Source organism: Wenxinia saemankumensis (assembly GCF_900141735.1).
Taxonomy (GTDB): Bacteria; Pseudomonadota; Alphaproteobacteria; order Rhodobacterales; family Rhodobacteraceae; genus Wenxinia; species Wenxinia saemankumensis.
The window spans coordinates 475,665-490,518 of record NZ_FQYO01000001.1 but is presented as its reverse complement, the minus strand read 5'-3'; the positions used below and the strand labels follow the sequence as shown (position 1 = coordinate 490,518).

9 protein-coding genes are annotated in these 14,854 nt (G+C 73.7%); 4 read left to right on the top strand and 5 right to left on the bottom strand.

Annotated elements, in window-relative coordinates; translation table 11 throughout:
- Positions 1-85: 85 nt before the first annotated feature.
- Positions 86-4,240, bottom strand: a complete 4,155-nt coding sequence (locus BUE30_RS17440) for a Hint domain-containing protein (RefSeq protein WP_073326205.1) — start codon at positions 4,238-4,240, stop codon at positions 86-88.
- A gap of 300 nt (positions 4,241-4,540) precedes the next feature.
- Here BUE30_RS17440 and BUE30_RS02195 point away from each other — a divergent pair, with 300 nt between their 5' ends.
- Both BUE30_RS02195 and BUE30_RS02190 read left to right on the top strand, forming a co-directional pair.
- Positions 4,541-6,115, top strand: coding sequence for a Re/Si-specific NAD(P)(+) transhydrogenase subunit alpha (locus BUE30_RS02195; RefSeq protein ID WP_073326203.1), 1,575 nt, complete (start codon positions 4,541-4,543; stop codon positions 6,113-6,115).
- Between the two features lie 13 nt (positions 6,116-6,128).
- Positions 6,129-7,634, top strand: coding sequence for an NAD(P)(+) transhydrogenase (Re/Si-specific) subunit beta (locus BUE30_RS02190; protein ID WP_073326201.1), 1,506 nt, complete (start codon positions 6,129-6,131; stop codon positions 7,632-7,634).
- Positions 7,635-7,983: 349 nt separating this feature from the next.
- Here BUE30_RS02190 and BUE30_RS02185 read toward each other — a convergent pair whose 3' ends face one another.
- Positions 7,984-8,616, bottom strand: a complete 633-nt coding sequence (locus BUE30_RS02185) for a class I SAM-dependent DNA methyltransferase (RefSeq protein ID WP_073326200.1) — start codon at positions 8,614-8,616, stop codon at positions 7,984-7,986.
- Between the two features lie 98 nt (positions 8,617-8,714).
- On the opposite strand from BUE30_RS02185, the gene BUE30_RS02180 reads away from it, so the two are divergent.
- Together BUE30_RS02180 and BUE30_RS02175 are read left to right on the top strand one after the other, a co-directional pair.
- Entirely contained in the window at positions 8,715-8,951 is a 237-nt protein-coding gene (locus BUE30_RS02180; protein ID WP_073326198.1) for a helix-hairpin-helix domain-containing protein, read from the top strand.
- Between the two features lie 317 nt (positions 8,952-9,268).
- Entirely contained in the window at positions 9,269-10,438 is a 1,170-nt protein-coding gene (locus BUE30_RS02175; RefSeq protein ID WP_073326196.1) for a type III PLP-dependent enzyme, read from the top strand.
- 135 nt (positions 10,439-10,573) lie between these two features.
- Here BUE30_RS02175 and BUE30_RS02170 read toward each other — a convergent pair whose 3' ends face one another.
- The 3 genes from BUE30_RS02170 to BUE30_RS17435 are packed head-to-tail and all read right to left on the bottom strand — an operon-like array spanning position 10,574 to position 14,673.
- Positions 10,574-11,962, bottom strand: a complete 1,389-nt coding sequence (locus BUE30_RS02170; protein WP_073326194.1) for an MATE family efflux transporter — start codon at positions 11,960-11,962, stop codon at positions 10,574-10,576.
- 58 nt (positions 11,963-12,020) lie between these two features.
- On the bottom strand, positions 12,021-13,019 hold the full coding sequence (locus BUE30_RS02165; protein WP_073326192.1) for an LLM class flavin-dependent oxidoreductase: 999 nt from the start codon (positions 13,017-13,019) through the stop codon (positions 12,021-12,023).
- 40 nt (positions 13,020-13,059) lie between these two features.
- The gene (locus tag BUE30_RS17435) at positions 13,060-14,673 is read right to left on the bottom strand and encodes an ABC transporter ATP-binding protein (RefSeq protein ID WP_073326190.1); all 1,614 of its coding nucleotides are present in this window, start codon (positions 14,671-14,673) and stop codon (positions 13,060-13,062) included.
- Positions 14,674-14,854 lie beyond the last annotated feature (181 nt).

The window sequence follows — 14,854 nt, the reverse complement described above, 5'->3', positions numbered from 1 at the left end:
AGCCCGCCGGGCATTCCGCGCGTGACGCGCCCTTCCTCCGGAACCGGCCGCCGGATCGCCCCGGGGCCGGCGACCCGGCCGCCCGTCAGGCCGTCACCAGCCGGGCCTCGTGCCGCTTGAGCGTGCGCCGCGCGGTATCGCCATAGGCGGCGGGCAGGGCGCGCAGCTCGGGGAAGAGGGCGAAGAGCTCCTCCCGCGCGGCCGGGGCCAGCGAGGCCAGGCCGACATCGCCGGGATGGAAGCTCTCGGTCGCCGCGCCCTCGGCATAGACGATCTCGTGCGCGTCGAAGAGGATGTGGACATAATCCACCTCGCCCCCCGCGACCTGTCGGATGCCGCGCCCGTCGACGAGATGCGTCGCCGCCGCCAGCACCTCGCGCTCGCCGAAGAGCAGCTCGGCCCGGGGGCCGTTGATCAGCATCCGGTGCTGCGGCGAGACCCGGATCCGCCGCTCCAGCCCGGTCAGGCTGCGGGGCGCGAACTCGATCGGGGCGAAGCGACCGGCACCGGAGACGCGGCGGCGCCCGATCCAGCGCACGGGCTGCAGCCCGTGGTCACGGGTGACCACCATGTCGCCGGGGGCGAGATCGGCCACGTCGCGCAGGCCCCGCGCGGTGGCCAGCCGCGTGCCGGGGGTGAAGCAGATGACGGTCTCGATCCCGTCGAAGTCGAGGCGCGTGCCGTCGTCGAGGAAGACGTGGCCCGCAAGGCCCCCGCCCACGTCCGGATCGGCATTGGTGTAGACCAGCGTGCGCAGGTCCGCGAGCGTGCCGAGATCGAGCGTGTCGCCCCCGGTCTCTCCGCCCTCGCCGCCAAAGACGTGGATCGTCCCGCCCGGCGCCTCGCCGAGATCGGCGAGACGGATATGGTCGTCGCCGTCGCCGCCATAGACGGTGTCGCCGGAAGCGACGGTGATGTCGTCGTTGCCGGCCCCGCCGCTCAGCGTGTCGGCGCCCAGCCCGCCCTCCAGCGTATCGTCGCCCAGCCCGCCCTCCAGCCGGTCGGCCCCGGCCCCGCCCTGCATCCGGTCGTTCCCGGCCCCGCCCGCCATGCTGTCGTCGCCCGCCCCGCCCGAGAGCGTGTCGTCGCCGTCCCCGCCGCTCAGCGTGTCGGCACCCGCACCGCCGGCCAGCGCGTCGTCGCCCGCGCCGGCATCGGCGGTGACAGAAGCGGTCGCGGCCGAGGCGTCGAGCGTGTCGTGCTGCGCCGTCAGGATCAGCGCCTCGATCTGGCTGAAGCTGGTCGCCCCGCCGCCGAGCCCGGTCAGGATCCCCGCCTCGTCCCCGGTGAAGACGACCGTGGTGCCCGAGGTCAGGGCGGAGGCGTCGATCGTGTCGACATCGACGCCGAGCTCGCCGCCCTGGATGATGTCGGTGCCGAACCCGTCCGTCAGGGCGAAGGTATCGGAATCGGCCCCGCCGTAGAGCGTGTCGGTCCCGGCCCCGCCGATCAGCGTGTCGGCGCCCGCACCGCCGGTGAGCGTGTCGTTGCCGTCGCCGCCGTCCAGCAGGTCGTCCCCGGACCCGCCGTCGACGCTGTCGTTGCCCCCGCCGCCGAAGACCACATCGGCCCCGGCCCCGGTCTCGATCCGGTCGCCTCCGGACGAGCCCGTCACGGTATCGCCCCCCGAGCCGGTGACGAGCCGCTCCATCGAGGCGAAGGTCAGAAGGTCGCCGCCGCCCGCCAGCGTGCCCGCCCCGGCGGCGGAATAGACCACCGTGAGGGTCCCGGTGACGGACCCGCCGTCGAGCGTGTCGGTGCCCGCGCCCCCGTCGAGGCTGTCGTCGCCGAACCCGTCGCGCAGGACGATCCGGTCGTCGCCCGCCCCGCCGGTGAGCGTGTCGTCGCCGCCGCCCCCGATCAGCGTGTCGTTGCCCGCCCCGGCATCGACCGAGGTGCCGATCGTCGTGACCGAGAAGTCGGCGCTGTCGTTGCCGCCGGTCAGGGTGAAGCGCTCGATCTCGGAATAGCGGCCGCCGTCATAGCCCATGACGCCGCCGGTCCCGGCCTCGTTCCCGGTGGCGACCAGCGTCACCCCGATGCCGGGGCCGTAGGTGGACAGGTCGATTGCGGTCAGGTCGAGATGGTCGTCATCGATCCCGCCCTCGCCGCCGACGACGACGTCGTAGCCGCCGCCCATGTCGATGGCGAAGGTGTCCGCATCGTCGCCGCCGTAGAGCGTATCGCTGCCGGGCCCGCCCGAGAGGGTGTCGTTGCCGGCCCCGCCGAAGAGCACGTCGTCGCCGTCGCCGCCCGTCAGCAGGTCGGCGCCGGCATCGCCCAGCATCCGGTCGGCGCCGGCCCCGCCGAACAGCGTGTCGTCGCCCTCGCCGCCGAAGAGCTCGTCGGCCCCGTCGCCGCCGTAGAGCGTGTCGTCGCCCCCCTCGCCGGAGAGCTGGTCGGCACCCGCCTCTCCGTGCAGGGTGTCGCCGCCGTCGCCCGTCCGGACCCGGTCGTCGCCGCTGCCGGCATGGACGAGGTCGTTGCCGCTCGACCCTGTACCCGCCGCGTCGTCGATGACGTCGTTGCCCGCCCCGCCATAGACGATGTCCGCGCCCGCGCCGGATTCGATCCGGTCGTCGCCGTCGCCGCCATGGATCGTGTCGTTGCCGTCGCCGCCGAAGATCCCGTCTGTCCCGGCCCCCCCGTAGATGAGGTCGTTGCCCGCCCCGCCGTCGATCGAATCGTCCGAGGCGGTCGGCACCATCGAGCTGTAGTGCAGGTCGCTGATCAACAGCGCCTGCTCGCCGCCGCCGCCGTTCGAATAGCTGATCCGCAGGTGGTGGACCGCGCCGGAGACGCTGACGAGGACCGACCCGCCGAGCTCTGCCGCGGTGTTGGCCCCGCCGCCCGCCGTGACCGTCTGGCCCGCGACCGTGTCGTTGACCGGATCCCCGGGCGAGAGGGTCACGGTCAGCGGATTGCCGAACTCGTCCCAGGCCTCGACCGTGACGATGTCCTGCCACGCGTCCACGTCGACGTCGTTCAGGCGGAAGGTCAGACCCGATACGGCGTCGCGCAGGCCCGAGGTCTCGGTCGCCTCGAAGTAGAGGTCGGCGCGCATGTCCGGGCCGGCACCGCCCTGCAACAGCAGCGAGGAGGTCGTGGCAAAGGGCTCGCCCGCGCCGACATATTGCGTGTTGTCCGAGATCGAGACCCCGGTATTGCCGCCCATATCGGTGAAGACGGCATGCATGTAGAGGCCGTCCGCCTCGATCGTGCCGCCCGCGGCGAGGTCGGTTCCGGCCGGCCCGAAATCCAGCCACGACATGTGCGAGGGGCCCGCGGTGGCCCCGGCGGCCGCGTCGCCGTGGATCACGTCGTCGCCATCGCCGCCGAGGATGGTGTCGGCGCCCCCGCCGCCCTCGATCGTGTCGGCGCCGGACCCGCCCTCCAGCCGGTCGGACCCGCCGCCGCCGTAGATCGTGTCGTGATCGGCGCCGCCCTGGATCGTGTCGGATCCGGCGCCGCCGCTGAGCAGGTCGTTGCCCGCCGCGCCGTCGATCGTGTCGTCGCCGCCCATCCCGCCGAGGGAGTTGGAGATCGTGCCCCCGTCATGGGTGCCGTCATAGCCGGTCAGCATGTCGCCGGACTGCGACCCCTGCAGGCTGTCGATGCCGCTGATCGTGTCGCCTTCCGCATCGCCGCCACCGCCCGTCGTGGGGCCGCCATCGCTGAGGCGGACATTCACCCCGGCCTCGGAACTGGCATAGGACAGGGTGTCGCTGCCGAGGCCGCCGTCGATCACGTCCGCGCCGGTCCCGCCCTGCAGCGTGTCGCGCCCGCCCTCGCCGAAGAGGGCATCGTTCCCGGCCCCGCCGTAGAGCGTGTCGTCGTCGTCCCCCGCATGCAGCCGGTCGGCCCCGTCGCCGCCGCTCAGCGTGTCCGCCCCGGTGCCGCCGAAGACCGTGTCGTCCGCGCCCCCGCCATAGAGCCGGTCGTCGTCCGCACCGCCCCAGAGCGTGTCGTTATCGGTGCCGCCATTGAGAGTGTCGGCGCCCGGGCCGGCGGTCAGGCGGTCGGTTCCCGAACCGCCCTGCAGCACGTCGTCCCCGCCGCCCCCATCGAGGCTGTCCGCGCCCGGCCCGCCGAGCAGGACATCGTTGCCGTCGCCGCCGTAGATCGTGTCGTCGTCGCCGCTGCCATCCAGCGTGTCGTTGCCCGCATTGCCCGAGATCGTGTCCCGCCCGGTCGTGCCGACAAGCGTGTCGTTGCTGCTGCCCCCGAAATATTCGGCCATCGGTCCGCCCTGAGGTAATCGGCCGCGCGACCCGGGCCCGGCGGATCCGGCCCTCGGTCGGGCGACCTCGGTCTTCTAGGGCTCATACCCTGACGAAATCCTAAGACGGCCACCGGGCCGAGTTGTGGAGCGGGCGTGGACGATTGCGGCCGTCCCGCCGTGTCGTCGCCGCAATGCGGCGCGCTGGTGGCGAGGCCGGGCAACGGGCGGGACCGGCGGGGCATCGGTGCCGCGCTTGTGCGCCGCCGGGCCCCCCGCTACTCCTCTGCCGCGACATCATGCGAGGGGGGAGGATCGCCCGTGAGGATCGGAGCACCGAAGGAGATCGCGCCGGGCGAGGCGCGGGTCGCGATGACCCCCGCCTCGGTCCGCGACCTGGCCAGGCTGGGCCATCAGAGCCTAATCGAGGCCGGGGCGGGGCGGGCCGCGGGCTTTGCCGACGATGCCTACCGCGAGGCGGGGGCCGAGGTGGTGCCGGACGCCGCCGCGCTGTGGTCGCAGGCCGACATCGTGGTCAAGGTGCGCCCGCCGCAGGACGAGGAGGTCGACCGGCTCGACGCCGACAAGACGCTGATCTCCCTCTTCCATCCGGGCCAGAACGCCGATCTGCTGGACCGGGTGAACGGCACCGGCGCCACGCTCGTGGCGATGGACATGGTCCCCAGGATCAGCCGGGCGCAGAAGATGGACGCCCTCTCGTCCATGGCCAACATCGCCGGCTACCGCGCGGTGATCGAGGCGGGCAGCCATTTCGGCCGCTTCTTCACCGGGCAGGTGACGGCGGCCGGCAAGGTGCCCCCGGCGAAGGTCCTGGTCGTCGGGGCCGGCGTCGCCGGCCTCGCCGCGATCGGCACCGCCACCTCGCTCGGCGCGATCACCTACGCCTTCGACGTGCGCCCCGAAGTGGCCGAGCAGATCGAGAGCATGGGCGCCGAGTTCGTCTATCTCGACTTCGAGGAGGGCGGGCAGGACAGTTCCGCGACGGGCGGCTACGCCGCGCCCTCCAGCCCCGAATTCCGCGAGAAGCAGCTCGAGAAGTTCCGCGCCCTCGCGCCCGAGATGGACATCGTCATCACCACCGCGCTGATCCCGGGCCGGGACGCGCCGGTCCTGTGGACCGCCGACATGGTGGCGGCGATGAAGCCCGGTTCGGTGATCGTGGACCTTGCGGCCGAGCGGGGCGGGAACTGCGAGCTGACGGTCCCGGACGAGAGGATCGTCACCGAGGGCGGCGTGACCATCGTCGGCTACACCGACTTTCCCTCCCGCATGGCGCAGCAGAGCTCGACCCTCTACGCGACCAACATCCGGCACATGATCGCCGACCTCACCCCGGGCAAGGACGGGGTGATCGTCCACGACATGGAGGACGACGTGATCCGCGGCGCCACCGCCGCCAAGGGGCACGAGATCACCTATCCGCCGCCCCGGCCCAGGACCGCCGCCATCGCCGCCGCGCCGAAGCGCGAGAAGCCGAAAGTGCCGACGGCGCAGGAGAAGCGGGCGGCCGAGGCCGCCGCGTTCCGGCGCGAGACGCGTGTGCAGGTCGGCTTGATCGCGGGCGGGGCGGTGCTGCTGCTGCTCGTCGGGCTCGTCGCGCCGCCCAGCTTCATGCAGCACTTCATCGTCTTCGTGCTCAGCTGTTTCGTCGGCTTCCAGGTGATCTGGGGGGTCGCGCACAGCCTGCACACGCCGCTCATGGCGATCACCAACGCGATCTCCTCGATCATCATCCTCGGCGCGCTGCTGCAGATCGGATCGGGGTCGTTCCTCGTGATCCTGCTGGGCGCGCTGGCCGTCTTCATGGCCGGGATCAACATCGTCGGCGGCTTCATGGTGACTCGCCGGATGCTCGCCATGTTCCAGAAGTCGTAAGGGGGCCGCGGGAATGGAAAACGGGTTCACCGTGGCCGCCTATGTCGTGGCGGCCGTCCTCTTCATCCTCTCGCTCGGCGGGCTGTCGGGACAGGAGAGCGCCAAGCGCGCGGTCTGGTACGGCATCGCCGGCATGGCCCTCGCCGTCTTCGCCACGCTGATCGGGCCGGGCTCGGGGCTGTGGCTGCTGTCGCTGCTGCTGATCGCGGGCGGCGGGGCAATCGGCTGGCAGGTCGCGAACCGGGTCCGGATGACGGGCATGCCCGAACTGGTGGCCGCGATGCATTCGCTCGTCGGCCTCGCCGCCGTCTTCGTCGGCTACAACGCCTTCATCGAGCTCGGCCGCGTGGCCGAGGCGCATGCCGCGATGGGCGTGCCGTTCCCGCTGCCGGACGCGCTGAGCGCCGAGGCGCTGGTGGTCGCGGCGACCCTGACCGAGCGGTTCCGCGGCTTTGCCGCCGTCGTCGCGCACAAGAGCGCGGTGGAGGTGTCGATCCTGCGGGTCGAGCTGTTCCTCGGGATCTTCATCGGCGCCGTGACCTTCACCGGATCGGTCGTCGCCTTCCTCAAGCTGTCGGGGCGTGTGACCTCCCGGGCCGAGAAGCTGCCGGGCGGGCACCTGCTGAACGCCGGCGCGGCGATCCTGTCGGTGGTCTTCCTCTTCATGTTCGTCGGCTACGAGGGCGGCGCGGGCGGCTGGCCGCTGGCGCTGATGACGCTGCTCGCGCTGTTCATCGGCTATCACCTGATCATGGGGATCGGCGGCGCCGACATGCCCGTCGTCGTCTCGATGCTGAACTCCTATTCGGGCTGGGCGGCAGCGGCGATCGGCTTCTCGCTGTCGAACGATCTGCTGATCGTGACCGGCGCGCTGGTCGGCTCGTCCGGCGCGATCCTGAGCTACATCATGTGCCGCGCGATGAACCGCAGCTTCGTCTCGGTGATCCTCGGGGGCTTCGGCGGCACGTCCGGCCCCGCGATGGAAGTGTCGGGCGAGCAGGTGGCCATCGACGCCGACGGCGTCGCCGCCCTGCTGGAAGAGGCGGACAGCGTCGTCATCGTGCCGGGCTACGGCATGGCCGTGGCGCAGGCGCAGGGCTCGGTGGCCGAGCTCGTGCGGCGGCTGCGGGGCAGCGGCAAGCAGGTGCGCTTCGGCATCCATCCCGTCGCCGGCCGCCTGCCGGGGCACATGAACGTGCTTCTCGCCGAGGCGAAGGTGCCCTACGACATCGTGCTCGAGATGGACGAGATCAACGACGACTTCCCCGCCACGGACGTGGTCATCGTGATCGGCTCGAACGACATCGTGAACCCAGCCGCGCAGGACGATCCGAACTCCCCCATCGCCGGCATGCCGGTACTGGAGGTCTGGAAGGCCAAGCATGTCATCGTCTCGAAGCGGGGGCAGGGCACCGGCTATTCGGGGATCGAGAACCCGCTCTTCTTCAAGGAGAACACGCGGATGTTCTACGGCGACGCGAAGGCCTCGCTCGACGCGCTCCTGCCCAAGATCGGCTGAGGGGGCCGCCACCCGCTCGCCCCGCCGGGCCCGCAGGGGCGTCGCCCCGAGCGGGGCGCGCCCGCCGGGCCGCAACGGGCCGGGAGACCGAACGGCACGCGCGGTCGCGTCGCCCACGCGCGGTCGCGTCGCCCCGGGGGGACATCGGATCCCGGCGCGGGCCGGGCGGCCGCGCCCCTTCAACCCGGACGAGGCGCCGGTCGGAGGCGACCGCCATGCCGGGGCCCGGCCGCGCGGGCGCGGGCGGGTCCGGACCCGTGTTCGGACCCGGACGGTGACCCGGCCCGCGGCCTCCGCCTCCGCCACCGCCGGGCGGCCGCCTCCTTCGCCCTGGCAGGGAAGCCGCCGCTCAGTCCGGGCGGCGCAGGATCAGGACCTCGGACGTGTCCTCGCCATGCCCCTCGGGGGCCTTCGCGGGATCGGCGTAGTTGCGCTCCACCTCGCGGTGGGGGGGCCCGATCAGGCCGGCCGCGCGCAGGCGGTCCAGCTCCAGGTCGAACGCCCCCTCAAAGACCTCGCTGTTCACCGCGATCACCGCGATCCCGCCCGGCACCAGAAGCCGCAGCAGCGGCCCGAGCGCGCCCGGGCCGACATGGCCGTGGGTGAACATCCCCGAGCTGACGAGGCCGCGATAGCTGCCCTCCGGCAGGTCCGGGCCCGCGCCGAGGTCGCGCTCGTGCAGGGCGCGGTAGATCCCCTTGGCCCGCGCCCGGTCCAGCATCTCGGGCGAGAGGTCCAGCCCGTCGACCACGGCGCCGTCCGGCAGCGCCGCGCCGACCGCGCCGGTGCCGCAGCCGACATCGAGGCAGGGCCACGCCCCGCCGGACCGCATGTAATGCCCCGCGACCGCGAGCGGCAGGCGGTAGCCGTGGCGGTCGGTGAAGTCGCTGTCGTAGGTCGCCGCCCAGTCCCGGTAGAGGCGGCGGTTGTCGTCCGCGCCGCTCAGCCGGTAGGCGCGCTCGAGATCGGGTCCGTCTGTCATGGACCCCAGTCTAGCCGGCCGGGCCCGGCCGGGCAAACGCGGCTTGCCGGCGGGGCGGTGCGGGATAGCTGATCGCTGCAAGAACAAGGAGCCGCCCCATGTCCGCGCCGCGATCCGCCATCGACACCCTCGCCCCCGCGCAGCGCGCGGCGCTTGCCGCGCTGGGCGTGACCACCGACGAGGGCCTCGCCGCGACGCCGGTCGACACGCTCCTGGCCGTGCCGGGCATGGACCGGAGCGCGGCGCGGGCGCTGGTCTCCCGGGCCCGGGGGGAAGTGGAGCCCGAGGACGAGACCTCGCGCGGGACGCTTCCACCGGACCGGCCGGCGGACTGAATCCACCGCCCGGCGGAGCGGTGGAGTGATGGCGGTACGGCCTGCAGGCGCGGACCCCTGGAACGCCGCCGGCGCGACATTGCCCGCTGACGCAGGGGAAAGACCGCTTTCCGGGCAGGGCACGAAAATGAATTCTTGATCGGGGACGGATTCTGCCCCATGTCGGCGCGCACAGACGCCAACGCACGCGCCTCTGGCCACGCCCGGGAGGATCCCCCGACAGGATCCACTGGACCGGCACGCGCACACGCAGCGACGGTAACGTCTCCCCAAGCACTGGTCGGGTCCCGCGGGGCCCGGGTTCTTCAGGAGATGAGATGACCCAGCAGATTCAGCCCACGCCCGAAACGCGCCTGCCCGTGCAGAACCGGCTGGAGGCCTATGCCGCCACCGCGACCTTCGACCGGCCGACGCTGGTCCTCGACGTCGACCGGATGGAGGAGCAGTACCACGCGCTGAAGCGCGGCCTCGGCCGGGCCGATATCCACTACGCCGTGAAGGCCAATCCCCACCGCGCGATCCTCGAGCGGCTGATCGCGCTGGGATCCCATTTCGACGCCGCCTCGCGCGGCGAGATCGAGCTCTGCCTGTCGCTCGGCGCGCGGGCGGAACACGTCTCGTTCGGCAACACGATCAAGCGGGCGGCGGACATCGCCTGGGCCCATTCCGCCGGGATCACCGTCTTCGCCGCCGATTGCACGCAGGAGCTGGACAAGATCGCCGCGAACGCCCCGGGCGCGCAGGTCTATATCCGCCTCATCGTCGAGACATCGAACGCGGACTGGCCGCTGACGCGCAAGTTCGGCTGCGACCGCGCGATGGCGCTGGAGCTTCTGGATTACGCCAGGGAGCTGGGGCTGACGCCGCTCGGCTTCTCGTTCCATGTCGGCAGCCAGACCCGGCGCGCCGAGTTCTGGGAGCCGACGCTGGCCGAGATGGCCGAGGTCTGGGCCGACGCGAAGGCGGCCGGCCATGCGCTGCGGCTGATCAATATCGGCGGCGGCTTCCCCGCCTTCTACGGCGAGGCGATCGAGGCCCCGACCGATTACGCCGCCCATGTCATGCGGCTGGTCGAGGAGGCCTTTCCCGGCGCCGAGAGGATCATGGCCGAGCCGGGCCGCGGCCTCGTCGCGGAAGCCGGCGTGATCGCCTGCGAGGTGATGCTCGCCTCGCGCAAGTCCGAGCGCGACATGCACCGCTGGGTCTACCTGTCGATCGGCCGGTTCTCGGGCCTCGCCGAGACGGAAGGCGAGGCGATCCGCTACGAGTTCGTCACCGAGAAGGATGGCGGCCCGACGGGTCCCTGCATCCTCGCCGGGCCGTCCTGCGACAGCGCCGACGTGCTCTACGAGAAGCGCCCGATGCACCTTCCCCTCGCGCTCGAGGCCGGGGACAGGGTGCTGATCCGCAATACCGGAGCCTATACCTCGACCTATTCCTCGGTCTGCTTCAACGGCTTTCCGCCGCTCGACGTGATCGCGATCTGAGCGGGCCCGCCGTCGGCTGCCGCCGGCGGGGGCCAGGGGGCGCTGCCCCCGCTGCCTTCGGCAGCCCCCCCGGAGTATTTCCGGCAAGATAAGGGGGCAGGCGGTCCCGGCCTTCCGCCGGCCGGCCTGCCCGCGTCATTCGGCGGGCTCGATCGCGTGGCGGAGGCGGTCCGGCGCGGGGGCGGCCTCGGGCCAGAGCCGGGTGCGCCCGAGCGCGGCGAGGGCGAGGATCCCGCCGACGACATTCGCGACGACGGCCGCGCCGACGATGCCGGCGAAGCCGAAGACCGTCACTCCGGCCCAGGCCAGCGGCAGGTAGAGCGCGAGGATCCGCGTCAGGCTGAGCGCCATCGACCAGACCGCCCTGTCCCGGGCGTTCATCGCGGCATTGGCGACGATGACGAAGCCGTAGCCGGCCAGGCTCCATCCCACGACGCGCAGATAGGTGGCGGCGACCTCGCGTTCCGCCTCGGACGGGGCGAGCAGCCCGGCCACGGGACCGGCGGCGAAGGCCAGCAGCAGCCCCGCCGCGAGGCCGTAGACGAGGCAGGTGCCGAGCGCGATCATCGTGCCGCGGCCGGCCCGCTCGCGCTGTCCGGCGCCCCAGGCCTGCCCGACCACCGGGCCGATGCCGGAGGACAGGGCCAGCAGCGGCACGATGGCGAGCGACTGCACCCGCGTCGCGGCGCCGAAGCCGGCGACGGCCTCGGTTCCCAGCGTCGCGACTGCCGCCGTCACCGCCGCCATTCCGGCGGGATTGATGGCGTTGGAGAAGGCGGCGGGCGCGCCGATGCGGAAGAGCTCGTGCATCGAGCGGGCGATATGCCGGAGCGGCGCGCCGCAGGGGGCGAGCAGCCCCTCGCGCCAGGCCCAGGCGGCGATGCCGAGCGCGGCGAGGGTGCGGGCGACGAAGGTGGCCATCGCCGCGCCCCCGGTTCCGAGGCCGGGGATCGGGCCCCAGCCGAAGATCAGGACCGGGTCGAGCGCGATGTTCACGATCGCGGCCCCGACCATCGTCGTCATGGCGACGCCGGCCCGGCCATGCGCCCGGAACACCGCGTTCAGCTGCATCATCAGGACGAGGAAGGGAAAGGAGAGCGCCCACCACGGGACGTAGGCCGCGATCTCCGCCATCGGGCCGTCGCCCGCCCCGATCAGACGGAAGAGCGGGCCGGAGAAGAGCCAGAAGAGCGTCGCCACGATCCCGGCCAGCGCCATGCCGGTGCCGACCGCGTGCAGGCCCCGACGCACGACGTCCTCCCCGTCCTCGCCGCGGCCGATCGCCTGCGAGACCATCGCGTTGGCGGCCGCCGACAGCCCGATGGACAGCGAGGTGATCGCCGTCGTGACGGGATAGATGTAGCCGACCGCGGCGAGCGGCGCGCCGCCCAGCTGGCCGAGGAAGAACGCGTCGGCGAGGCCGACCGACAGCACGCCCGCGATGCCCAGCATCATCGGCCCCGACACGCTGGCGAGCGCGCGCCACACCGGGCCTTCGTTCAGATCGCGACTTCGCCCCGCCATGCGGCCGTTCCCTTCGTCGTCCGGAGGCGAACGGCGGGGCGGGGGACGGGTTCCCCGGTCAGGCGGCGCGGGCCCGCGACACGTCGTCCATCGCCTCGGCGGCGAGGGCGAAGCTGCGGCGCCGCGCCTCGGGATCGTGGATCATGCCGGTCAGCATGATCTCGTCCGGGCGGTAGGCGTCGAGCAGGTCCGCGAGCTGCCGTCGCACCGTCGCGGGCGCGCCGACCGCCGAGACGCTCAGCGCCTCCGCCGCGCCGGCCAGGACCTGCGGCGGCACCTCGGACGCGATGTCGCGGACCGGCGCGGGCAGGCGTCCGGGCTTGCCGGTGCGCAGCCGCGCGAAGGCCAGCATCTGCGACGAACGCAGATACTCCGCCTCGGCGTCGGTGTCGGCGACCACTGCGCCTGCGGCCATCATGACATGCGGCTCGGCCAACCGTTTCGACGGGCGGAAGCCGGCGCGATAGGTCGCGATGGCGTCCCCGAGCATCGCGGGGGCGAAATGCGAGGCGAAGGCGTAGGGCAGGCCCAGATAGGCCGCGAGCTGCGCGCCGAAGAGCGAGGAGCCGAGGATCCAGACCGGCAGGCCGGGGGCGGGGATCGCGGTCACCGGGGCCTCTCCGGCCGCATCGTCGAGATAGCCGATCAGCTCCACCACGTCGTCGGGGAACCTGTCGGCGCTCTGCCCGTAGCGGCGCAGCGCCCGCATCGTCAGCTGGTCGGTGCCGGGCGCGCGGCCGAGGCCGAGCTCGATCCGCCCCGGATGCAGCGCGTTCAGCGTGCCGAACTGCTCGGCCACGACGAGCGGCGGGTGGTTCGGCAGCATGATGCCGCCCGCCCCGACCCTGATCGAATTTGTGGCCTGCGCGACGGCGCCGATCACCACGGCGGTCGCGGCCGAGGCGATGCCGGGCATGTTGTGATGCTCGGCCAGCCAGAAGCGGGCATAGCCGTGCTCCTCGGCCGAGCGGGCGAGGGCGATCGTCGCCTCCAGCGCCTCGGCGGGGGTCTGGGCATCGGTGACGGGGGCGAGGTCGAGGAGGGAATACCGGGTCATGCGGGCGATCTAGGCATCGCGGCCGCCGGGGGGAAGGGGGTCATCCCGGTCCGCCGCGCTCTGCGAGGTCCTTCGGGTCGGGCCAGGCGAGGGAGGGGCCGGGGGGTGCGGCCCGGGGATCGGCGCGTCCGGCCGGCCGCGGAGCCTCGCCCCGGACCGGCGGGGTGCCGTCGGGGCCCGGCGTAGCGGTCCCGGACGCGACGGGCCTAGAGGAGTCGGGCCTGGAGGGGTCGGGCCTGGAGGTCTTGGGCGGGGACGCGTCTCGGGCGGAGGGGGCGGCCATCGCCGGCGTGCCGCGGGACGAAGGGGCGGCGGGCGGGGCCCCGACCGCCGCATCCGGGCCGGGCCGGCCGGACTCCCCGGGGGCGGTGTCCACGGAGGGCGTGGGGGCGGCGGCGGAGGGTCCGGCATCCGGTTCCGCCGGAGCGGAGCGGGTGGTGGCGGAGCGGGTGGTGGCGGTGCGCGGAACCTTCGGACCGTCCGGCTCCGAGGGTGGGCGGGTCTGAAGCGGGGCGGCCGACCGGCCCGGTTCCGTGCGCCCTTCCGGTACGTTCGGCCGCTTGGCGGCGGCGGCGGTGGCCGCTGCGACCGGATCGGCGTCGGCGGCCTGCGCCCCGGGCCCGGTCGGTGGCCCGTCCCCGCTCTCCAGCGGGGGCGCCGCCGGGCCGACAGCGCGGGCGGGCGCCCGGTCCGCAGCGCGGGTGGCCCAGTGCGGCGGCGGGGCGGCGGCCGAGGCGCCGTGGATCTCGACCATGCCGGGATCGGCGAGGAAGCAGGCGGAGAGATGGGCGTCGCCGACCGGATAGGCCTGCGGCGGCATCTCGGCGCAGATCGCCATCCGGTAGCGGCAATCGGGGGCGTGCGGGCAGCCGGGGGCGGGTCGAAGCCGCGGCGCCTCTGCCGGTACGGTGCCGGCGCTCAGGGCACGGGTGAAGGGGTGCGCGGCAGCGCCGGGCAGGGCGGCTGGCGGCGCCTCCTCCATCGCGCGGCCGGCATGCAGCACGACGATCCCGTCCGCGCCCGACAGGTCCTCGAGCCGGTCCGACACGACCAGCGCCCCCGGCCCGCCCGGTCCGAGCAGCCGGCGCAGGTCGCCCGGCAGGCATGTCCCGATCCGCGGCGCCTGCACGACGACGAGATCGGGCGCGCCGGCGACCGCGAGGGCCAGCGCGGCCCGGGCACGGTCCCCGGGCTCCAGCGCGGCCGGCCGTCGGGTCAGCGCCGCGCCCGGCTCTGCGATCCCCGCGCGGCGCAGCAGGTCCAGCGCCGCCGCCTCCCGCGCGCGACGGGGCAGACCGCGCAGGGCCCGCCGCAGCTGCGCGCCGAGCGTGCGGCGTCTCGCGGACGGCTCCGCGCCAGCCAGCGCGATGCGGCCGCGCACGCGCCCCTGCCACCGCGCGGGCTCCTGTCCGACCAGCTCCTCGCCGGCCAGCCGGACCGATCCCGAGATCACGGTCGTGCCGGTCCGGCGCGCCCGGCCGAACAGCGCGAGCACCGCGTCCTCGGCCCCCGCTTCCGGACGGGCGAGGAGTCCGATCACCCTCCCGCGCGGCACGGCCAGGTCGAGCCCGTCCACCAGGTGCCGGACCCGCCGCCAGCGGCGATGCACGACCCGGAGGCCCCGCAGGACCAGCGCCGCTTCCTCTTCGTCCATCCGCTGCCCCTTCCTCAAGGCGCGCCAGCAAGCGGCCCGCCCGGTCAGGCTAGCCCGGCCGGGGGGCGGCGCGCCAGCCGCCCGGGGCCGGTCCGCGGCCGATGGTCTCGCCGGATTCCCCGGGCCCCGGCGAAGCCGGTCGCGGTCTCCGGCCCGGACCGGCGCGCCCGGTCCCCGGACC

Excerpts from the sequence above, each read along its gene's own strand:
- BUE30_RS17435 (WP_073326190.1), bottom strand. The coding sequence starts at position 14,673 with ATGGACGAAGAGGAAGCGGCGCTGGTCCTGCGGGGCCTCCGGGTCGTG.
- BUE30_RS02175 (WP_073326196.1), top strand. The coding sequence starts at position 9,269 with ATGACCCAGCAGATTCAGCCCACGCCCGAAACGCGCCTGCCCGTGCAG.
- BUE30_RS17440 (WP_073326205.1), bottom strand. The coding sequence starts at position 4,240 with ATGGCCGAATATTTCGGGGGCAGCAGCAACGACACGCTTGTCGGCACG.
- BUE30_RS02170 (WP_073326194.1), bottom strand. The coding sequence starts at position 11,962 with ATGGCGGGGCGAAGTCGCGATCTGAACGAAGGCCCGGTGTGGCGCGCG.
- BUE30_RS02190 (WP_073326201.1), top strand. The coding sequence starts at position 6,129 with ATGGAAAACGGGTTCACCGTGGCCGCCTATGTCGTGGCGGCCGTCCTC.
- BUE30_RS02165 (WP_073326192.1), bottom strand. The coding sequence starts at position 13,019 with ATGACCCGGTATTCCCTCCTCGACCTCGCCCCCGTCACCGATGCCCAG.
- BUE30_RS02180 (WP_073326198.1), top strand. The coding sequence starts at position 8,715 with ATGTCCGCGCCGCGATCCGCCATCGACACCCTCGCCCCCGCGCAGCGC.
- BUE30_RS02185 (WP_073326200.1), bottom strand. The coding sequence starts at position 8,616 with ATGACAGACGGACCCGATCTCGAGCGCGCCTACCGGCTGAGCGGCGCG.